This is a genomic window from Saccharomonospora amisosensis (genome assembly GCF_011761185.1).
In the GTDB taxonomy this organism is placed as follows: Bacteria; Actinomycetota; Actinomycetes; order Mycobacteriales; family Pseudonocardiaceae; genus Saccharomonospora_A; species Saccharomonospora_A amisosensis.
Genome location: NZ_JAAOYM010000001.1, coordinates 2,061,182 through 2,079,733, shown reverse-complemented (window position 1 = coordinate 2,079,733; position 18,552 = coordinate 2,061,182). Strand labels below are relative to the sequence as shown.

20 protein-coding genes are annotated in these 18,552 nt (G+C 71.5%); 2 read left to right on the top strand and 18 right to left on the bottom strand.

Annotation, left to right across the window (positions count from 1 at the left end; genetic code table 11):
• Nucleotides 1-84: 84 nt before the first annotated feature.
• Entirely contained in the window at nucleotides 85-768 is a 684-nt protein-coding gene (locus FHU38_RS10175) for a haloacid dehalogenase (RefSeq protein WP_167169397.1), read from the bottom strand.
• 70 nt (nucleotides 769-838) lie between these two features.
• Here FHU38_RS10175 and FHU38_RS10170 point away from each other — a divergent pair, with 70 nt between their 5' ends.
• The gene (locus tag FHU38_RS10170) at nucleotides 839-1,627 is read left to right on the top strand and encodes an exodeoxyribonuclease III (protein WP_167169395.1); all 789 of its coding nucleotides are present in this window, start codon (nucleotides 839-841) and stop codon (nucleotides 1,625-1,627) included.
• Here FHU38_RS10170 and FHU38_RS10165 read toward each other — a convergent pair.
• A complete protein-coding gene (locus FHU38_RS10165; RefSeq protein ID WP_167169394.1) occupies nucleotides 1,624-2,523 on the bottom strand; it encodes a LysR family transcriptional regulator in 900 nt (299 codons plus the stop codon). The two genes, FHU38_RS10170 and FHU38_RS10165, sit on opposite strands and share 4 nt — an antisense overlap.
• 82 nt (nucleotides 2,524-2,605) lie before the next feature.
• On the opposite strand from FHU38_RS10165, the gene FHU38_RS10160 reads away from it, so the two are divergent.
• Nucleotides 2,606-3,523 carry a DMT family transporter gene (locus tag FHU38_RS10160; protein WP_167169393.1) on the top strand — a complete coding sequence of 306 codons (918 nt, stop codon included), beginning with the start codon at nucleotides 2,606-2,608 and terminating at the stop codon, nucleotides 3,521-3,523.
• Nucleotides 3,524-3,538: 15 nt separating this feature from the next.
• Here the strand turns inward: FHU38_RS10160 and FHU38_RS10155 are convergent, their stop codons facing one another.
• The 16 genes from FHU38_RS10155 to mihF all read right to left on the bottom strand — a co-directional run bounded on the left by FHU38_RS10155 (nucleotide 3,539) and on the right by mihF (nucleotide 18,395).
• Nucleotides 3,539-4,006 (bottom strand): PH domain-containing protein, encoded by a 468-nt coding sequence (locus FHU38_RS10155; protein ID WP_208416197.1) that lies wholly within the window; start codon nucleotides 4,004-4,006, stop codon nucleotides 3,539-3,541.
• A 19-nt stretch (nucleotides 4,007-4,025) separates the two neighbouring features.
• Entirely contained in the window at nucleotides 4,026-4,532 is a 507-nt protein-coding gene (gene ribH, locus FHU38_RS10150) for a 6,7-dimethyl-8-ribityllumazine synthase (protein WP_167169392.1), read from the bottom strand.
• Complete coding sequence (locus FHU38_RS10145; protein ID WP_167169391.1) at nucleotides 4,529-5,818, bottom strand: bifunctional 3,4-dihydroxy-2-butanone-4-phosphate synthase/GTP cyclohydrolase II; 1,290 nt, start codon at nucleotides 5,816-5,818, stop codon at nucleotides 4,529-4,531. The genes ribH and FHU38_RS10145 overlap by 4 nt, the downstream gene beginning before the upstream one ends.
• A 2-nt stretch (nucleotides 5,819-5,820) precedes the next feature.
• The gene (locus tag FHU38_RS10140) at nucleotides 5,821-6,447 is read right to left on the bottom strand and encodes a riboflavin synthase (RefSeq protein WP_167169390.1); all 627 of its coding nucleotides are present in this window, start codon (nucleotides 6,445-6,447) and stop codon (nucleotides 5,821-5,823) included.
• Nucleotides 6,447-7,454, bottom strand: coding sequence for a bifunctional diaminohydroxyphosphoribosylaminopyrimidine deaminase/5-amino-6-(5-phosphoribosylamino)uracil reductase RibD (gene ribD / locus FHU38_RS10135; RefSeq protein ID WP_167175892.1), 1,008 nt, complete (start codon nucleotides 7,452-7,454; stop codon nucleotides 6,447-6,449). The genes FHU38_RS10140 and ribD overlap by 1 nt, the downstream gene beginning before the upstream one ends.
• Nucleotides 7,455-7,510: 56 nt before the next feature.
• Nucleotides 7,511-8,182: a ribulose-phosphate 3-epimerase gene (gene rpe, locus FHU38_RS10130; RefSeq protein WP_167175889.1), complete on the bottom strand. Its 672-nt coding sequence runs from the start codon at nucleotides 8,180-8,182 to the stop codon at nucleotides 7,511-7,513.
• Between the two features lie 104 nt (nucleotides 8,183-8,286).
• Complete coding sequence (locus FHU38_RS10125; protein ID WP_167169389.1) at nucleotides 8,287-8,796, bottom strand: flavoprotein; 510 nt, start codon at nucleotides 8,794-8,796, stop codon at nucleotides 8,287-8,289.
• Complete coding sequence (locus tag FHU38_RS10120) at nucleotides 8,793-10,217, bottom strand: RsmB/NOP family class I SAM-dependent RNA methyltransferase (protein WP_167169388.1); 1,425 nt, start codon at nucleotides 10,215-10,217, stop codon at nucleotides 8,793-8,795. The genes FHU38_RS10125 and FHU38_RS10120 overlap by 4 nt, the downstream gene beginning before the upstream one ends.
• Nucleotides 10,214-11,137 carry a methionyl-tRNA formyltransferase gene (fmt, locus tag FHU38_RS10115; protein WP_167169386.1) on the bottom strand — a complete coding sequence of 308 codons (924 nt, stop codon included), beginning with the start codon at nucleotides 11,135-11,137 and terminating at the stop codon, nucleotides 10,214-10,216. Before fmt ends, FHU38_RS10120 begins: the two co-directional genes overlap by 4 nt.
• 102 nt (nucleotides 11,138-11,239) lie before the next feature.
• A complete protein-coding gene (locus FHU38_RS10110) occupies nucleotides 11,240-13,321 on the bottom strand; it encodes a primosomal protein N' (protein WP_167169383.1) in 2,082 nt (693 codons plus the stop codon).
• Nucleotides 13,322-13,405: 84 nt separating this feature from the next.
• Nucleotides 13,406-14,530 carry an acyltransferase family protein gene (locus FHU38_RS10105; protein ID WP_167169380.1) on the bottom strand — a complete coding sequence of 375 codons (1,125 nt, stop codon included), beginning with the start codon at nucleotides 14,528-14,530 and terminating at the stop codon, nucleotides 13,406-13,408.
• 84 nt (nucleotides 14,531-14,614) lie between these two features.
• Nucleotides 14,615-15,832, bottom strand: coding sequence for a methionine adenosyltransferase (gene metK / locus FHU38_RS10100; RefSeq protein ID WP_167169377.1), 1,218 nt, complete (start codon nucleotides 15,830-15,832; stop codon nucleotides 14,615-14,617).
• A 60-nt stretch (nucleotides 15,833-15,892) separates the two neighbouring features.
• Entirely contained in the window at nucleotides 15,893-17,131 is a 1,239-nt protein-coding gene (coaBC, locus tag FHU38_RS10095; protein ID WP_167169374.1) for a bifunctional phosphopantothenoylcysteine decarboxylase/phosphopantothenate--cysteine ligase CoaBC, read from the bottom strand.
• 6 nt (nucleotides 17,132-17,137) lie between these two features.
• A complete protein-coding gene (rpoZ, locus tag FHU38_RS10090; RefSeq protein ID WP_167169372.1) occupies nucleotides 17,138-17,413 on the bottom strand; it encodes a DNA-directed RNA polymerase subunit omega in 276 nt (91 codons plus the stop codon).
• On the bottom strand, nucleotides 17,410-18,009 hold the full coding sequence (gene gmk / locus FHU38_RS10085) for a guanylate kinase (RefSeq protein ID WP_208416192.1): 600 nt from the start codon (nucleotides 18,007-18,009) through the stop codon (nucleotides 17,410-17,412). The genes rpoZ and gmk overlap by 4 nt, the downstream gene beginning before the upstream one ends.
• Nucleotides 18,010-18,077: 68 nt before the next feature.
• Nucleotides 18,078-18,395 carry an integration host factor, actinobacterial type gene (gene mihF / locus FHU38_RS10080; RefSeq protein ID WP_005455668.1) on the bottom strand — a complete coding sequence of 106 codons (318 nt, stop codon included), beginning with the start codon at nucleotides 18,393-18,395 and terminating at the stop codon, nucleotides 18,078-18,080.
• Between the last annotated feature and the right edge of the window lie 157 nt (nucleotides 18,396-18,552).

The following is an 18,552-nucleotide window of genomic DNA, read 5'->3' as shown; positions in this document are numbered from 1 at the left end:
CTCCCAGCCTATGGCGGCCGTCCGACATCACGGGAAGTGCCTCCGCACGGCCGGGCGCGCGACGCTCCTGCCGCGGCCGCTCGCTCAGTCCGGCAGCGCGAGCAGGTCGGCGACCACCTCGTCGACGCCCTCCGCCGTCACATGTGGTGGTTCGGCGATCGTGGGAAGCCTGCCTTCCAATCGGGTGGCGAAGCCCGCGAGCAGGCCGGCCCGCGCCGCGCCGCTGGTGTCCCACGAGTGCACGGCGACGAGTGCGGTGGCCTCGGGCCGGGTGGCGGTTCGCTCGCACGCCCAGTGGTAGGCGCGGGCGGGCGGCTTGAATATGCCGATCTCGCGCGTCGACAGCACCCGCACGATCCGGTCGCGGAGGCCTTCCCTTTCGAGGGCCCGCTCCAGCACGTCGGCGGAGCCGTGGGTGAAGCCGTAGGCTGGGACACCGGCCTCGGAGACCGGGTCCAGCGCGCGGCGGCCGTCCGGTTGCAGCGGCAGTTGTGTGAAGCCGTCCAGCACGTACTCGATCTGCCCCGTGTTCAGGGTGTGCCCGGAGGTCAGTGCGAGTTGCGCGGCGGCCACCTCCCGGAACGGCGGCGCCTCGCCCGACAGCGTGTACGCCATCCCGTCACGCAATGTCCTGGCGAAGAACAGCTCCAGTTCGTGCTCCGGCCTGCCCACTTCGACGAAGCGCTCACGCAGCGGTTCCAGCCGCACCAGCGTCTCGAGCACGTCGAACAGGATCGCTCGCGGCTTCCTCGCCCTCGCGCGCGTCATGACCACAGGGTACGCACGGCGGCCGTGCCGTATAGGACGTTATACGAAACGCGTGTGGGATTCTCGCCGCATGCGGATCGCCACCTGGAACGTCAACTCCGTCACCGCGCGGCTGCCCCGGTTGCTTTCGTGGTTGTCCTCGGCCCAACCCGATGTGGTGTGCCTGCAGGAGCTGAAGTGCGAAGAGGCGGCGTTTCCCAGCCGGGAGGTCGGTGAACTCGGCTACGACGTCGCCTGCAACGGCGGCGGCCGGTGGAACGGCGTGGCGGTGCTCTCCCGCGTCGGTATCACCGACGTCACCACCGGCCTGGTCGGCGAGCCCGGCTACGAGGGCGAGACCCAGCGCAGGGCCATCGGCGCCACCTGCGCGGGTGTCCGGGTGTGGTCGGTGTACGTGCCCAACGGCCGCGAAGTGGGTCACCCGCACTACAGCTACAAACTCCGCTGGCTGGAGGCACTGCACGCGACGGTGGTCGCCGAGCGCGACCCCGACAGGCCCTTCGCCGTCCTCGGCGACTTCAACATCGCACCGACCGACGACGACGTTTGGGACATCACCGCCTTCGCCGACTCCACACACGTCACCGATCCGGAACGCAAGGCGCTCACGATGCTGGGCGAGGCGGGGCTCACCGACGTCGTCCCCCGCGCGCTCAAGTACGACCGCCCCTACACCTACTGGGACTACCGGCAACTGGCGTTCCCGAAGAACCGCGGCATGCGCATCGACCTGGTCTATGCCAACGCGGCGTTCGCGGGCGCCGTCACCGACGCCTACGTCGACCGGGAGGAGCGCAAGGGCAAGGCCGCCTCCGACCACGCACCCGTGGTCGTGGACCTCGACATCTCGCCGCGCTAGCGCCCCGGCGGGTCGCTCGCCACCGCGGACCTGAGCAGTTCCAGCGCCCGCAACGTCGCCGGATGCTCTGCGACGGCCTCCCTGATCGCCACGCACACGCGGCGCACCGGAACAGGCTCCACCACCGGCCTCGCGACCAGTCCCTCCGGCAGCCGGCCGATACCCAACCCGGGAACCACCGTGATCCCGATACCGGTGCCCGCGAAGGTGATGGCGGTGCGGTAATCGTGCGTCTCCACGGTGAACCGGGGGCAGAACCCCGCCTCCGCGCACGCGGACAGCAGCACCTGCCGACACGGCCCGTTCTCCAGTTCGTTGTCGATCCAGCCACGCTCGGCCAGCGCCGCCAACGGCACCCGCGCCAGGCCGGCCAGCGGGTCGCTTTCGCGGACCACGACGAAGTAGGGGTCTTGCGCAAGCAGGCACACCCGGGTCAGCTCAGGCGGCCGCCGCCCAGGGCTTTCGATGAACAACGCGAGGTCCGTCTCCGCCCGCTGCGTATCGACCGGCTCGGCGAGGCGGAGATCGATCCGCAACCGCGGGAACTCCGCGAGCAGGGTGGCGACCACCTCGGGAAGCCAGGTGGCTCCCGCCGATGCGAGGTAACCGATGGAGAGGCTACCGGTCCTGCCGTCCCGCAGATCCCTGACCAATCCCTCCACCCGGCTCAGCGCCTGGAACAGCGACTCGGCCTCGGCCGCGAGTACCCGCGCCGCCGCCGTCGGCTCGATCCCCCTTCCCACCCGCTCCACCAGCCGCAGCCCCGTCTCCCGCTGCAGGGACGTCAGCTGCTGACTCACCGCGGAGGGCGTGTAGTCCAATGCGGCAGCGGCCGCACGAACCGACCCCTTCGCGACGACGGTGCGCAACACGCGCAGGCGCGGTACGTCGAGCATCCGCAGAATGTACAGCAGCGCTTAACGGACATGGAGAAATATTCGCTTGTCGTGTCGAGTCCTACCTGGTGAGGATGGGAACATGACCCGATCGCTGCCCGTTTCCGACCCGGATCCCGTGGTCTCGACGAACGACCGTCGCAAAGCCGCCGTGGCCGCCACCGTCACCGTGGTGCTGTGGGCGTCCGCGTTCGTCGCCATCCGGGGCATCGGGCACGCGTTCTCCCCCGCGCCGCTGGCACTGCTTCGGCTTGCCGTCGCCACGGCCGCGCTCGCCGTGCTGGTACCACTCAGCTACCGGCGGCTGCCGCGGCTACCCACCTCGCGGCGTTCGCTGGTGCTGGTCGCCGCATACGGGGTGCTGTGGCTGGCCGGCTACACGGTGGCCCTCAACGCCGCCGAGCAGCACCTGGACGCGGGCACCGCCGCGTTGCTGGTGAACCTCGCGCCGCTGCTGATCGCCTTCGGTGCCGGGATGTTCCTCGGTGAGAGCCGCCCGCGCACGCTCATCGTCGGCTCCTTTGTCGCGCTCGCCGGAATCGCCGTGATCAGCATGGACTCCGGCGGCGGGGGCGACTGGCTCGGCGTCGGGCTGTGCCTGCTGGCCGCGCTGCTGTACGCCGCGGGCGTGCTGATCCAGAAGGTGGCACTGCGAAGCGTGGACGCCGCGGCCGTGACCTTGCTGGGCTGCGCGCTCGGCACCGCAGCGCTGCTGCCCTGGACCCCGCAACTCGTCGGCGAACTGGGCACGGCCTCACCCGGCGCGCTCGCGGGCGGCATCTACCTCGGGTTGTTTCCCACCGCGATCGGCTTCAGTACCTGGGCCTACGCGCTGCGCCGCACCGAAGCGGGCAGGATGAGCGCGACGACCTACGCCGTGCCTGCCGTTTCGGTGCTGCTGTCGTGGCTGCTGCTCAGTGAGGTGCCCACCGGGTACGGGCTCGCGGGCGGTGCGCTCTGCCTGGCGGGCGTCGCCATCGCGAGGCGGCGAACACGCTGACCCCGCCGCACGCGGCTACTCGCCGCGTGCCTGCCGGTGGAGCTTGCGCAGCGCACGCACGGCCTCGACCGCGCGTTCCCTGTCTACGGCTTGGACGGCCAGCACCGAGTGGTACTCGAAGTCCGGCAACTCCAGCCGCGCGAACGAGGCACCGTCGGGGAAACTCACCGAAAGCACCTCGTTCCACGAGAAGTACTTGGTGGACAGCACGTTGCGAACCTCGATGCCTTCGGCGTCGGCACGGGCACGCGGCAACGCGAACACCAGCGAGGCCGCCGCCAGCACCACGCCGACACCGATCATCGCCACCTGATCGCTGACGTGGAAGATCACTCCGGTGTCGGAGGTGCGCAGCAGCACGCCGACCGTCACGAACACCGCCAGCAGCACCACGGCCACGAACACCGCCATCCACACCACGCGCCGTGGCCGCAGCACGATGCCCTCGCCTGCCTCCGCCCGCTGACCGGTCACCTTGCCCATCGAAAAGCTCACCGAACCCTCACACGAAGCCCTGTTCCTGCCATGGCTCGCGCAGCCCACGCAGCACGTTCGCGGTGGTCAGCGCCGCCACGGTGGCCTCACGGCCCTTGTCCTCCCGCGAACCCGGCAGGCCCGCGCGGTCCACCGCCTGCTCCTCGGTGTCACAGGTCAGCACGCCGTTGCCCACCGGTGTGCTCTCGTCCAGCGCCACCCGCGTCAGTCCCGCGGTCACGGCGTCGCACACGTACTCGAAGTGCGGCGTTCCGCCGCGGATCACCACGCCGAGCGCCACGACGGCGTCGTGGCCGCGAGCAAGGGCCTGTGCCACCACGGGCAGCTCCACGGCGCCCGCGACGCGCAACACCGTCGGCTTCTCCGCCAGCCTCACCTCACCGGCCGTGCGCAGCGCCGACTCCAGCAGACTGTCGGTGATCCTCGGGTGCCACCTGGTCGCCACGATCGCCAACCGCAGGTCGGCGCACTCCCGCAACTCCAGGCCCGCCTCGGGCCGCCCTTCACCGCTCATGCCTGACCCCCGCCGTCTCGCAGCTCACCGACCTCGGCGCCCACGTCGTCGAGGTGCTCCAACTGCGAAAGATCGTGCCCCATGCGGTCGCGCTTGGTGCGCAGATACCGCAGGTTCTCCGGATTGGGTGAGATCGGCAGCGGCACCCGCCCCGTCACGCGCAGCCCGTAGCCCTCCAGCCCGACCCGTTTCGCGGGGTTGTTGGTCAGCAACCGCATCGACCGCACGCCGAGGTCGGCCAGGATCTGCGCCCCCGTGCCGTAGTCGCGCGCGTCCGCGGGCACGCCAAGCGCGAGGTTGGCGTCCACGGTGTCGGCACCCGCGTCCTGCAACTGGTAGGCCTGCAGTTTGTGCAGCAGGCCGATCCCGCGCCCCTCATGGCCTCGGATGTAGAGCACGACGCCCCGGCCCTCCCGCGCCACCGCCGCCAGCGCGGACTGCAGTTGAGGCCCGCAGTCGCAGCGCAGCGACCCGAACACGTCCCCGGTGAGGCATTCGGAGTGCACTCGCACCAGGATGTCCTCACCGTCGCCGATGTCGCCGTAGACGAAGGCGACATGCTCGATGCCGTCGAGCAGGCTGTCGTAGCCGATCGCGCGGAACGTCCCCGCGGCGAGCGGGACACGTGCCTCGGCGACGCGCTCGACCTGCTTCTCCTTGCGCTTGCGGTAGGCGATCAGGTCGGCGATCGTGATCAGCCGCAGGTCGTGGTCGGCGGCGAACACCTCGAGTTCGTCGCGCAGCGCCATGTCGCCCTCGTTCTTCTGCGACACGATCTCGCACAGCACCCCGGCAGGGGTGAGCCCGGCCATCCTGGCCAGGTCCACGGCCGCCTCGGTATGGCCGGGCCTGCGCAACACGCCACCTTCCTTGGCCCGCAGCGGCACCACATGTCCCGGCCTGCGGAAGTCGGACGGCCGCGCGGTGGAGTCGGCCAGCAGCCGGATGGTGTGGCTGCGGTCGGCCGCGGAGATGCCGGTGCCGACGCCCTCGGCAGCGTCCACGGTCACGGTGTAGGCGGTGCCGCGCCGGTCCTGGTTGGTGTGGTACATCGGCGGCAGATCCAGCCGGTCGCAGTCGTCCTCGGTGAGCGGGACGCAGATGTAGCCGGAGGTGTATCGCACCATGAACGCCACCAGCTCCGGGGTGGCCTTCTCCGCCGCGAAGATCAGATCGCCCTCGTTCTCCCTGTCCTCGTCGTCCACGACGATCACGGGGCGGCCGTTGGCGATGTCCTCGATGGCCTGCTCGATCAGACCGATGTCCACAGCGGGGGGCTCAGTCATGGTCACGCGTCCTCCTTGCCCACACCATTGTCCACCGAGGCACCCCGAAGGTGGACGGTGGCCAGTTTCTCGACGTACTTGGCCAGCACATCGACCTCGAGATTGACCCGGTCGCCCGGTTCGGCACGACCCAGCGTGGTCAGCCACAGGGTGGTGGGAATCAGCGCCACCGCGAACTCCTCCGCCGTCACCCCCGCCACGGTGAGCGAGATGCCGTCCACGGCGATGGAGCCCTTCTCCACGATGTAGCGGCCCAGCTCGGGCGGGAACGCGAAGTGGGTGAGCCCTTCCGGTTCCCTGCATAGGAACACCGCGGTGCCGTCTACATGGCCCTGCATGACGTGCCCGCCGAACCGGCCGTCGGCGGGCATCGCCCGCTCCAGGTTCACCAGGCGGCCCGGCTCGACCTTGTCCAGGCTGGTGCGCCGCAGCGTCTCGGCCACGACGTCCACGGTGAACTCGCCGCCGGAGACGTCCACCACGGTGAGGCAGACACCATTCACCGCGATGGAGTCACCGTGCCTGGCATCACCGGCCACCACCGGCCCGCGCACGGTGAGGCGGGTGGCGTCACCCCGCGGCTCGACGCCGACGACCTCGCCGAGTTCCTCAACAATGCCGGTGAACACTAGCCGCCTCCTTGCCCCGTGGCCGGGACCGCCGAGATCCGCACATCCCTACCAGTCATGGTGACCCCTTCGACCCGCCATTGGTGCGCTTCGGTGATCGTCGACACGCCCGAGGGTCCGAGCGCCGCCGGGCCCTGCCCGAGCAGGATCGGCGCGACATAGGCCACGATCCGGTCCACCACCCCGGCCCGCACGAACGCTCCCGCCAGTGTGGGACCGCCCTCCAGCAGCACGTCCACGACGTCGCGCTCGCTGAGCAGGCCGAGCACCTGCCGAGGGTCACGGGTACGTGCTCGCAGCGTCGGTGCCGCGCTGTCGAGCACCCTGGCGGAGTCGCCGATCTCGCCCGTGCCCACCACCACGCGCAACGGCTGGCGGGAGGCGAGTTCGCCCTCGGGTGTGCGGACGGTCAGCCACGGGTCGTCCGCGCGCACGGTGCCGGTGCCGACCACGACCGCGTCGGCCGCTGCCCGCATGGCGTGCACCTCGGCACGGGACTGTGGGCCGGAGATCCATCTGCTGGTGCGGTCGGCCGCGGCAACGCGGCCGTCGAGGCTCGCCGCGTACTTCCACGTCACGTGCGGGCGACCGGTGCGCGTGACGTGCAGCCACGCCCGCAGCGGGCCGCCTGCCACCCGGTCTCCGAGCAGCCCTGCCTCGACGTCCACCCCGCTTGCCCGCAACACCTCGCCGCCGCCCGCGCCAAGCGGGTGAGGGTCGGCCACCGCGTAACGCACGGCCGCGATCCCGGCATTGACCAGCGCGTCCGCGCACGGCGGGGTGCGACCGTGGTGCGCGCACGGCTCGAGGGTGACAACGGCGGTGCCGCCGCGAGCGCGGTCACCGGCCTGCCGCAGCGCCATCACCTCGGCGTGCGGTCCGCCGGGCGGCTGGGTGGCGCCCTCACCGACCGGCCTGCTTGCCGCGTCGAGGATCACCGCGCCCACGGGCGGGTTGGGGCTGGTGGTGCCACGCACGGACTCGCCGAGGGCCAGCGCGCGGGCCATGGCCTTCACCACCGCGTCCGAAGCCGGGTCGGTGGCGGGTTCGCCCGGTGCCGGGCTCACCGCCGTGCTGCCCGCCTCGCCTGTGCTCGCAGCGCCGCTACGGCCTCGGCGGGGTCCTGCGCGCCGTACACGGCCGAGCCCGCGACGAAGCAGTCGACCCCCGCCTCGGCGGCCTGTTCGATGGTGTCGGCGTTGATGCCGCCGTCGATCTCCACGAGCACCTTGAGGTGTCCGGTGTCGACGAGGCGGCGGGCGGTGCGGACCTTGTCCAGCACCCTTGGGATGAACGACTGGCCGCCGAAGCCGGGCTCCACCGACATCACCAGCAGCGTGTCGTAGTGCTTCAACGTGTCGAGGTGGTCTTCCAGCGGGGTGTCCGGTTTCACCGAGAGACCCGCCTTGGCCCCGGCGGCGTGCAGGTTCTTCGCGATCATCACCGGGTCGTGCGCCGCTTCGACGTGCACGGTGACGTTGTAGGCGCCCGCCTCCGCGTAGCCGGGCGCCCAGCGGTCCGGGTCCTCGATCATCAGGTGGCAGTCGAGCGGGATGTCGGTGACCTTCAACAGCGAGGTCACCACCGGCAGGCCCAGCGTGAGGTTGGGTACGAAGTGGCCGTCCATCACGTCGACGTGTATCCAGTCGGCGCGCGCGTCGCCATCGCCTTCGACGGCGTGGATCTCCTCACCGAGCCGGGCGAAGTCGGCGGAAAGGATGCTGGGTGCGATCAGGGGTTGCTGGGCCACGCCGCGAGTGTACGAGGGGCCCGCGCGCCGCCACGCGCGCGGTGTCGGACCGGGATCCGGCAGCTTCGGACGGGCTTCGGACTGCGGGCTCATGCCAGCAGGTCGAGCAGCCCCGTCCACGACCGTCCCGGCAGCAGCCGGTGGGTGCGCACGCCGGCGGCGGACAGCGTGTCGAGATGGCCCTGCCAGGCAGGGTGGCAGAACCGGCTGTCCCGCACCTGGTAGCCCACCACGATGTCGACACCCGGCTCGCCCAGCGCGTCGCCGAGCACGGTGGTCGCCTGGTTGTCCGCGATGCCGAGCGCGAGCTTGGCCACGGAGTTCGCGCTCGCGGGAGCGAACAGGAACGTCGCCGGGTCGGGGTGCGGGCGCGGCTGCCCCGGCAGCCGGGGTTCGTGGCGAACCTCCAGTTCGGTCAGCGACCGCAACCGGTCCAACTCGCCGGTCCCGGCCAGCCAGCGCGCCGCGGTAGGGGTCAACGTGACGGCCAGCCGCCACCCGCGCCGCACGGCGGGCTCGGCGAGTTCGGCGCACAACCGGGTCTCCACGCCGCCGCACGAGGCGGCGACGAGCCCGAGCGCCTTCCCTGCCGCCGTCACAGCTTGCGCAGCATGGCGCAGAACATGGCGTCCGTGCCGTGCCGGTGCGGCCACAGCTGAACGTACGGACCCTCGCCCAGGTCCGGCACGCCGGGGAAGAACTCGCGCGCGTCGACCACCTCGACCACGCCGTCGTTCCTGCGGACGGCGTCGGAAATCACGCCCTCGGTTTCGGCCAGGTGCGGCGTACACACGACGTAGGTGACCACACCGCCAGTTCGCAGCAGCCGGATCGCCGAGCCGAGCAGTTCGCCCTGCAGCCTGGTCAGGTCGGGAATGTCGGAGGGTTCCTTGCGCCAGCGCGCCTCCGGTCGCCTGCGCAGCGATCCCAGCCCGCTGCACGGTGCGTCCAGCAACACCCGGTCGTAACCGGCCGCCAGCCCGGGGTCGCGGCCGTCGGCGACGTGCACGGTCACGGGCAGTCCCTCGGTGACCCGCCGCACCAGCCGAGCCCGGTGCGGTGCCTTCTCCACCGCGTCGAGTTCGGCTCCCGACAGCGCGGCCAACGCACCGAGCAGTACCGCCTTGCCCCCAGGACCGGCGGCCAGGTCCAGCCACCTGCTGTCACCTGCGCCGGTGAGGCCGACCTCGGTGGCCGCGACGGCGACGAGCTGGCTGCCCTCGTCCTGCACCGTGGCAAGGCCCTGCCGGATCGGCTCCGACTCGGTCAGGTCACCGGTGCCCGCGGGCAGGTGCACCCCGTACGGCGAGTACGGTGCCACCTCGCCCGCCGTGACGGCGGCCAGTTCCTCGGCGCTGATCTCCCCCGGCCTCGCCAGCAGGTGCACGGCAGGCCTGGCGTCGTCGGCGCGCAGCGCGGCCTCGAGTTCCGCGCCCTTGTCCCCGAGCGACTCGGCGAACGCGCGCGCGATCCACCTCGGATGCGCGGTGCGCAGCGCCAGGTTCCCGATCGGGTCGGTCTCGGGGTCCGGCGCGAGCTCGGCCAGCCACTCCTGCTCGTCCTTTTCGGACACCTTGCGCAGCACGGCGTTGGCGAACCCTGCCACGTGCGAGCCCGCCTCCTCCCGCACGAGGTCCACCGTGGACGCCACGGCGGCGTGGTGCGGGATGCGGGTGCGCAGCAGTTGGTAGCTGCCCAGCCGCAGCCCGTCCAGTACCGCCCTGTCCACCTTCTCCAGCGGCCGGTCCAGGCAGGCCGCGATGATCTCGTCGAGCAGCCCCTGGGCGCGCGCGGTGCCGTAGGTGAGCTCGGTGGCCAGCGCGGCGTCCCTTCCGGTGATCCGGCGCTCCCGCAGCAACTCCGGTAGCACCAGGTTGGCGTAGGCATCGCGGTCGCTGATCGCCCGAAGCACGTCGAAAGCGGCCCGCCGGGCGGGATCGTGCACGGGTGGCCTGCGAGGCCCCTGCTTACGTGGCGCGGGTCGCCGGGTGCGGTCCTGCCGCCTGCGTTCGGCTGTCATTCCAGGCGCTCTTTCTGCTCGATCCTCGCGCCGCGTGCCCAGTCACTCGCGGCCAGCCGCTTCTTACCCCGCGCCTGCACCTCACCGAGCCGCACCGGACCGGTCGCGGTGCCCACCAGCACCCGGTCGCGCTCGACCAGCAACTCACCCGGTGCGAGCGCGGCGCCTTCCACCGGTGTCACCGGCCCGAGTTTGAGCCGCTCTCCCCGGAAAACCGCCCACGCCCCCGGGTCCGGCGTCACCGAACGCACCCGCCGGTCAACCGCCAGGGCCGGATCGGTGAAGCTGACGTGAGCGTCATCGACCGTGATCTTGGGCGCGTAGCTCACCCCGTCCGCTGGCTGCGGCACCGGGCTCGCCGTGCCGTCCTCGATCGCGTCCAACGTGGAGACCAGCAGCGCCGCCCCGGACACGGCGAGCCGCTCCAGCAGCTCTCCCGCGGTGTCGGTGGCGCCGATCTTCTCGGTGACCGTGCCGAACACCGGTCCCGCGTCCAACTCGGGCACGATGCGGAAGGTCGTAGCGCCGGTGATGTCGTCGCCTGCCCTGATCGCCGCCTGCACCGGGGCCGCGCCACGCCACGCCGGCAGCAGCGAGAAGTGCAGGTTGACCCAGCCGTACCGGGGAATGTCGAGCACGGCCTGCGGCAGCAACGCGCCGTAGGCCACCACGGGGCAGGCATCCGGTGCCAGCCGGGCCAGCCGGTCGAGGAAGTCGCGATCCCCGGGGCGAGCGGGGGTCAGCACCTCGATGCCGTGCTCGTCGGCGAGCGACCCCACGGGCGAGCGCGTGAGCCTGCGTCCCCGGCCCGCGGGTGCGTCCGGCCGGGTCACGACGGCGACCACCTCGTGCCTCGACCGCAGCAACTCCCGCAGCGAGGGGACAGCGGGTTCGGGCGTGCCTGCGAACACCAGCCTCATCGGCGGTTCCTGGCGGCGTTCCTGGCGGCAACGGTGAAGCGGGAATCGAGCATCGCGGCCAAGTCTAGATCCCGGGACCGACACCTCCTCGGCCGCGCCGCGTCAGACGAGCGAGAGCGGGTCGAGTTGGATCCGCACGGCCTCGGTGACCTTCCTGGCGTCGCGGGCAGCGCGGGCGGCATGCACGGCGGCGGCGAGCGCCCTGCCGTCGGCGCGTGGCACCCGAACCAGCGCGCGCTCGCGCTGCGCCCTGCCTTCGTCGTCGAGTTCCCCGAGCGGTACCGGTCCCAGTACCTCGGCCGAGCCCGGTGGGTTCAGTTCCTCCAGCAGCGAGGCCACGGCCTCGCCGGAGCCCTCCACGCTCGCCATCCGCACCGCGGGTGGGAACCCGAGTTCGGCGCGCTCGGCCAGTTCCAGTTCGGCGTGCCAGCCGGGGTCCCACCGCAGCAGCGCCTGCACCGCGGGGATGCCCGCCTCCGCGCCGACCACGACCCTGCCGCCGTCACCGGCGGGACGCACCAGCGCGGCCGCCGCCATCCACCTGCGCAGCGTCTCCTCGGCAGCGCGCAGATCCTGCCTGCCGAGCAGCGCCCACCCGTCCAGCAGCAGCGCGGCGCCGTAACCGCCATCGGCCACCGGCTCCGCACCGGGCGTTGCCACCACCAGCGCGGGCAGCGCGGGCACGGTCGCCAGTACCTCTCCACCACCGGAGGTACGCACCGACGTCCCCGCAAACGCCCTGCCGAGTTCCTCCGCCGTCCTGCCCGCCCCCACCACGACGGCCCGCAGCCGGGGCGACCCGCACGCGGCGCAGCGGTGGTTCGCCTCCACCACGCCGCACCAGCGACAGCGCGGCGGCCCGGCCTGCGCACCGCCCGGCAGCAGCAGCGGCCCCGCGCAGCGGCGGCAACGGGCGCGGGTGCGGCACCGCGCGCAGGCCAGGCTCGGCACGTACCCCCTGCGGGGCACCTGCACCAGCACCGGAGCACCGCTCGCCAGCGCTGCCCTTGCGGCCTCGAACGCGACGGCGGGCAGCCGTGCCGCTCTGGCCGCCTCGTCCCTGGCCACGTCGAAGTCCTCGCCGGTCGGGGTGACGCGGGGAGCCGACGCGCGCAACTCCTCCCGCCCGGCCACGATCGGGTGCGCCCAGCCGGACTCCAGCAGCAGTTGCGCCTCCGCGGTGCGCGCGTGACCGGCCACCAGCAACGGCACGCCGTCGGTGTGCGCCCGCAGCACCAGCACGTCGCGCACCTGCGGGTACGGCATGCGGGGCTCGGCGTGCAGGTCGTCTCCGTCGTCCCACACCACGTACAGCCCCGGTTCGCGGACGGGGGCGAACATGGCCGCGCGTGTGCCGACCACGATGCGCGCGCTGCCGCGCAACACCGCCAGCCAACGGCGGTACCGCCGCGCGGGGCCCACCTCCGCCGACAGCGCCACCACCGTCTCCGGCCCTGCGAGCCGCTCGCACGCCTGGTACAGCCGGGCAGCGTCGCGGTGGTCCGGCACCACGAGCACCGCGCCCCTGCCGTCCGCCGCGACGGTCGCGGCCAGCTCCGCGAGCCGCGCTGGCCAGTCCTCCCCCGGCAGGGCCTGCCACACCGCGTGCGCGGGCCGGCGGGCGCGCAACGCGTCCAGGAAGGCCCCTCCCCTCGGGTAACGGCGCCACCCGTCGGCGGGCGGTTCGGCGGGCGGCGGTACCGGCTCGGCGGCGGGTTCGGCCTCGGTCCTGGCGTGCCGGGGTGGCACGGCCAGCCGGAGCACGTCGGCGAGCGTGCCGCCGTAGCGCTGCGCCACCGCCCGGCACAGCCGAACCAGCCGTGGCGGCAGCACCGCTTCGCTGGACACCACGCGCTCGAGGAAGGCCAGCCTGCCGGTGTGTTCGGTGGTGGCTGCCCGCTCCAGCAGGAAACCGTCCACCAGCTGACCCGCGAACCTGACCCGCACCCGGCAGCCGGGCACGGCGGTGTCGGCGAGTTCGCTCGGCACCTGGTAGTCGAACGTGCGATCCAGGTGCGCCAGCGGCACGTCAACGACCACCCGCGCTATCGGGTCCGACTCGGCGGGTACTCGTTGTCCCTTGCGGCGCGAGCCCGCACCCTTCCCGCCCGCACCGCCGGTGCGACGCCGGCGTGGCAGCTCCCACAGTGGTGGGGTCGTTGGTGTCGTTTCCTCGCCGCTCACGCCGTCATCTCTACCAGGCGTGGCAGTCCCCACAGCGTCCCACGGTGGTGGCGCAGGCCCGCGAGGCACTCACCGAACCAGCCGTCAGGCGCTCACGACCCTCGGCTCGTCGGTGCCGCGCCGCGGATCTATGCGCCGGGTGAGGAACTTGAACACCGGCTGCTCGACCCACCGGGTGAGCGCCCAGCCGAGGACGATCGCCGACGCGATCATCGCGGGTATCCAGCCCCACCACGGAACACCGATGTCGGCCAGGTGGCGCGCCACGATCGTGCCGACCACGTAGTGCATGAGGTACACGCCGTAGGAGATGCCAGCCAGCCACCGGATGGGCCGCGCGAACCTGACGAGCCACCTGCCGTCCCACACCGGTTGGTACGCGGCGACGCAGACCAGCACGAGCGCCACCGCGAACGCGAGCACGGAATCCCCTTCGGGCGGGTGCAGGCCGTGTGCCAGTAGCACGACCCCGAGCATGGCGTACAGCTCGGTGAAGCTGATGCGGCCCTTCGACCACCGGTAGATGGCCACGCCCGCGATCAGCAGGTGGGCACGGCTGATGCCGGTGCCGTCCATGATCACCCTGACCCAGAACGGCGCCACCTCACCCTGCCCCATGAACAGGTACCGCAGGGCCATCGGAACCAGCAGCACCACCCACATCACGGTGGTCGCCGCCCTGCCCCTGATCCGGCCGCCCCACGCCAGCAGCGCGATCGCCGTGAACCCGGCGACCTGTACCGGCACCGTCCAGTGCGCGAGATCGATGTAGGAAACCTCGGGGATGAGCACGTGCACCAGCGCGAGGTTGCCGAGCAGGTCGCTGTAGGTGTGCCTCGGCAGGCCCTCGGGGGCGAACAACTGGGTGATGGCGAAGATGACGAGCACGGCGACCCAGAACGCGGGCAGCAGCCTGGCGAGCCTGCGCAACCACCAGCGCAGCGAGGTCTGCTTACCGATGGTCATGGCCGCGAAGTAGCCGGAAACGGTGATGAGCACCGAGGCGCCGAACGGGAAGTCCATCCGCAACGGCGCGGGAGGCAGCTCCAGCCCGGGCAGGGTCAGCGGGGCCAGGAACGTCGCATGGAAGGCGAGTACGGCGAGGATGCTGACGACCCGGACCGCATCCCAGCTGATGTGCCGCACACCTGATGGTTTCGGTTGCGCCAGACCGCTCTCGGGGGCCGTGAGCTCCTTAGCCTGCACCATGGGTCCGAGAGCTTAAGGCAACCGGGTGCCACCCGCCCGGGCGGGTTGGCGGCGCAACCGGCGGCCTGCCCCGGAAACGGACCGTCAGGCGCCGACCGCCCTGCGCAGCTCCTCGGTTCGGTTGGCGCGCTCCCAGGGCAGGTCAAGGTCGCCGCGCCCGAAGTGCCCGTAGGCGGCAGTCTGCGCGTAGATCGGCCGCAACAGGTCCAGGTCCCTGATGATCGCGGCGGGCCGCAGGTCGAACACCTCGCCGATGGCCGCCTGGATCTTCACCGGGTCAACCGTCTCGGTGCCGAAGGCCTCCACGAACAGACCCACCGGAGCCGCCTTGCCGATCGCGTAGGCCACCTGCACCTCGATACGGCCCGCCAGTCCCGCGGCGACGATGTTCTTGGCCACCCACCGCATCGCGTACGCCGCCGAACGGTCCACCTTCGAGGGGTCCTTACCGGAGAACGCGCCACCACCGTGCCGCGCCATCCCCCCATAGGTGTCCACAATGATCTTGCGACCGGTCAGCCCAGCGTCACCCATCGGCCCGCCCACCACGAACCGGCCCGTCGGGTTGACCAGCAGCCGCAGCCCGTCGCCGGACATGCCGAACTCGGCCAGCACCGGCGCCACCACCTGATCGGCGACATCGACCCCGAGCATCGCGTCGAGGTCGATGCCCTCGGCGTGCTGGCTGGAGATCACCACCGTGTCCAACCGCACCGGCTGCTCACCCGCGTACTCGATCGTCACCTGCGTCTTACCGTCCGGACGCAGGTACGGCACCGTCCCGTTCTTGCGCACCTCGGTCAACCGCCGCGACAACCGGTGCGCCAACGCGATCGGCAACGGCATCAACTCCGGCGTGTCCGAACACGCGTAACCGAACATCAACCCCTGGTCACCGGCGCCCTGCTTGTCCAGGTCGTCGGCGTCTCCTGAGTCACCGCGTTCCCCGACTCGCGTCTCGTAGGCGGTGTCCACACCCTGCGCGATGTCGGGCGACTGCGACCCGATCGCCACGTTCACGCCGCACGACGCGCCGTCGAAGCCCTTCGCCGAGGAGTCGTAGCCGATCTCGAGGATGCGCTCGCGCACGATCGCCGGGATCTCGACATAGGCCTCCGTGGTCACCTCACCGGCGACGTGCACCTGCCCGGTGGTGATCAAAGTCTCCACGGCGACGCGGCTGCGCGGGTCGGCGGCCAGCATCGCGTCCAAGATGGAGTCGCTGATCGCGTCGCACATCTTGTCCGGGTGACCCTCTGTCACCGACTCCGAGGTGAACAGCCTGCGGTTCGACACGGTCACGACTGTCGTCACTTCCTCACTGACGCCTGCGAGCCGGCCGACACCGACCCTGCCGCGAGCCTACTGGCGCTCCCCCGGTCGCCGCATCAGCTCGCTCACCGCGTCCCACACCGTGGCCGCCAGTTGTGACTTCGAGCCCAGTGGGATGCGCCACCGCAAACCCTGCGGGGACAGCAGCCAGCCGGTGTTGTCCTCGGTGCCGAACGCCTTGCCCTCGCCGACGGCGTTAACCACCAGCAGGTCGCAGCCCTTGCGCTTGAGCTTGCTGCGGGCATGGTCGAGCACGCTGCCCCGGTCGTCCCCGGTCTCCGCGGCGAAGCCGACCACGATCTGGCCCTCGGGCCTGCTCGCCACGAGACCAGCGAGGATGTCCGGGTTACGGGTGAGCGGCACCGTCGGCGCAGGCATGTCGTCGGTCTTCTTGATCTTGTGCTCGGCCAGCGTCGCGGGCCGGAAATCGGCGACGGCGGCTGCCATCACCACGGCGTCAGCCTCCGGTGCGGCGTCGTGGACCGCGGCCGCGAGCTGCTCCGCGGTCGAGACGGGCACCACCTCCACTCCCGCCGGGTCGGGCAGCGCCGAGGTGTTGGCCGAGACGAGGGTGACGGTGGCGCCGCGCTGCGCGGCGACCCTGGCCAGCGCGTAGCCCTGCTTTCCGGAGGAGCGGTTACCGAGGTAACGCACCGGGTCGAGCGGCTCCCTGGTGCCACCGGCCGACACGACGACACGGCGCCCCTCCAGGTCGCGTGGCAAGGCGTCGGGCCGCGCCAGCAGCAGCCGAACGAGGTCGACGATCTCGGCTGGGTCGGCCAGCCTGCCCTTGCCGGTGTCGGCGCCGGTCAACCGGCCGGAATCGGGCTCGGCCACCACGGCACCACGACCACGGAGCAACGCGACGTTGTCCCTGGTAGCGGGGTGTTCCCACATCTCGGTGTGCATCGCGGGGAAGAACACCACCGGGCAGCGAGCGGTCAGCAGCGTGGTGGTGAGCAGGTCGTCGGCCATGCCGTGCGCGGCCCTGGCGAGCAGGTCGGCGGTGGCGGGCACGACGAGCACCAGGTCGGCCTCCTTGCCGACGCGGACGTGCTGCACCTGCGGCACCTCGGTGAACACACCGGTGTGCACGGGATGCCCTGACAGCGCCTCGAACGTGGCCGACCCGACGAACTTCAGCGCCGACTCGGTGGGTACCACCCGGACGTCGTGGCCGGACTCGGTCAGGCCCCGCAACACCTCGCAGGCCTTGTAGGCGGCGATGCCGCCTCCGACGCCGAGGACGACCCGGGGTCGCGAGGCCACCTGGTGCTACTCGCCTTCGGTGTGCTCAAGCAGCCCGGCGTGAATCTCGCGCAGCGCGATCGAAAGCGGCTTCTCACGTGGGCCCGGCTCCACGAGCGGGCCGACGTACTCGAGCAGGCCCTCGCCGAGCTGGGCGTAGTAGTCGTTGATCTGGCGGGCGCGCTTCGCGGCGTAGATCACGAGCGCGTACTTGGAGCTGACCTTCTCGAGCAGGTCGTCGATGGGCGGGTTGGTGATGCCCTCGAGCTGCTCACCATGAGGACCCAGCGTAATCGCTGTCACTGACTGTGCTCCGAATCATCGCAAACGGTGGTTTCGCCGGTAATCAAGCTTAGCAACTCCCGTGCGGCCACCCGCACGTCGGCGTTGACAACGTGCTCGTCGAACTCTCCCGCGGCCGCCAGTTCCCGCTCCGCCTCGGCCAGCCGGGCTCGCACGGCCTCGTCCCGCTCGGTTCCCCGATTGGTGAGCCTGTCCACGAGCTCCGCCCACGAAGGCGGCAGCAGCATCACCAGCCGGGCCCTGGGCATCGCCAGTCGGACCTGGCGCGCGCCCTGCAGCTCGATCTCCAGCACGGCGGGCCTGCCGGAGGCAAGCGCCGCCTCGACGGGTGCCCTCGGGGTGCCGTAACGGTTTCCCGCGAACTCGGCATGCTCGAGGAACTCCCCGCGCGCCGCCATGGCCTCGAACGTCGAAGGGTCGACGAAGTGGTAGTGCTCCCCCTCGACCTCGCTCGGCCTGGGAGGGCGCGTCGTCACCGAGACGCTGAAGTAGATCTTCGGACACAGCCTGCGCAGCTCCGCCACGACGCTGGACTTACCAACACCGGAGGGTCCCGACACGACGGTGAGCCGATGCCGGGCCGTTTCGCCCGGCATCGGCTCACCGACGCCGTCTCGGCCGCCGTAGGGGCCGGCCACGATCGAACCGCGGTTTCGCTGCTCGCTCACTCGCCGCTGAACTCGGCGAGCAGCGCCTTGCGCTGCCTGTCGCCGAGGCCGCGCAGCCTGCGACTGGAAGCGATCTCGAGCCGCTCCATGGTCTGCTGCGCACGCACCTTGCCCACGCCCGGCAGGGCCTCCAGCAACGCGGAGACCTTCATCTTGCCGAGGACCTCGTCCTCGTCGGCCTGCTTCAGCACGTCGGCGAGGGTCGTACCGCCGCGCTTGAGCCGTTCCTTGAGCTCCGCGCGGGCGCGACGGGCGGCGGCGGCCTTCTCCAGCGCCGCAGCACGCTGTTCCTCGGTGAGCTGGGGAAGTGCCACGTTTTCCTCCGGTGTTACTCAAAATTCTGGGTGGGTGTGGCGACCGTACCCACCCTCGACCTGGACCCACAATGCGGGGGTGGGCGCTGATCGCGACATCGGGACGCCGGTCGACGGCCCTTTTCGCGGTGTTGTCGCGCCCCGACTGGACGCCGAG

Coding starts and splice junctions, on each gene's coding strand:
- FHU38_RS10175 (WP_167169397.1), bottom strand. CDS start 768: ATGACGCGCGCGAGGGCGAGGAAGCCGCGAGCGATCCTGTTCGACGTG.
- FHU38_RS10170 (WP_167169395.1), top strand. CDS start 839: ATGCGGATCGCCACCTGGAACGTCAACTCCGTCACCGCGCGGCTGCCC.
- FHU38_RS10165 (WP_167169394.1), bottom strand. CDS start 2,523: ATGCTCGACGTACCGCGCCTGCGCGTGTTGCGCACCGTCGTCGCGAAG.
- FHU38_RS10160 (WP_167169393.1), top strand. CDS start 2,606: ATGACCCGATCGCTGCCCGTTTCCGACCCGGATCCCGTGGTCTCGACG.
- FHU38_RS10155 (WP_208416197.1), bottom strand. CDS start 4,006: ATGGGCAAGGTGACCGGTCAGCGGGCGGAGGCAGGCGAGGGCATCGTG.
- ribH (WP_167169392.1), bottom strand. CDS start 4,532: ATGAGCGGTGAAGGGCGGCCCGAGGCGGGCCTGGAGTTGCGGGAGTGC.
- FHU38_RS10145 (WP_167169391.1), bottom strand. CDS start 5,818: ATGACTGAGCCCCCCGCTGTGGACATCGGTCTGATCGAGCAGGCCATC.
- ribD (WP_167175892.1), bottom strand. CDS start 7,454: ATGGCCCGCGCGCTGGCCCTCGGCGAGTCCGTGCGTGGCACCACCAGC.
- FHU38_RS10120 (WP_167169388.1), bottom strand. CDS start 10,217: ATGACAGCCGAACGCAGGCGGCAGGACCGCACCCGGCGACCCGCGCCA.
- fmt (WP_167169386.1), bottom strand. CDS start 11,137: ATGAGGCTGGTGTTCGCAGGCACGCCCGAACCCGCTGTCCCCTCGCTG.
- FHU38_RS10105 (WP_167169380.1), bottom strand. CDS start 14,530: ATGGTGCAGGCTAAGGAGCTCACGGCCCCCGAGAGCGGTCTGGCGCAA.
- gmk (WP_208416192.1), bottom strand. CDS start 18,009: ATGCCGGGCGAAACGGCCCGGCATCGGCTCACCGTCGTGTCGGGACCC.